The sequence below is a fragment of the Pseudomonas sp. FIP_A4 genome, from assembly GCF_036701605.1.
Taxonomy (GTDB): Bacteria; Pseudomonadota; Gammaproteobacteria; order Pseudomonadales; family Pseudomonadaceae; genus Stutzerimonas; species Stutzerimonas phenolilytica.
This window is the reverse complement of the sequence record NZ_JAYDXP010000055.1, coordinates 1-233: the sequence shown is the minus strand read 5'-3', so window position 1 is coordinate 233 and position 233 is coordinate 1. Positions and strand designations below refer to the sequence as shown.

The window sequence follows — 233 nt, the reverse complement described above, 5'->3', positions numbered from 1 at the left end:
GTGAAGCTGCCGGAGGCGAACTCGCCTTCGCCGGCCGCCGCCGAGCCGCTGCTCAGGCCGGCTTCGTCGACGAGGCTGTCGGTGGCGACGAGGCTCAGGGTCGGGCCGTCGTTGCTGCCGGTGATGGTGATGGTCAGCGTTGCGCTGGACGGATCGCCGTCGGCGTCCTGCATGGTGTAGGTGAAGGTTTCGGTGAGGGTTTCGCCCTCGTCCAGGCCCTGCACCGCGGCATC

Annotated in this window: 1 protein-coding gene; it reads right to left on the bottom strand. The window is 69.5% G+C overall.

Annotation, left to right across the window (positions count from 1 at the left end):
- A partial coding sequence (locus tag U8L64_RS00430) for a VCBS domain-containing protein (protein ID WP_333392735.1) occupies nucleotides 1-233 on the bottom strand: 233 nt, incomplete at both ends.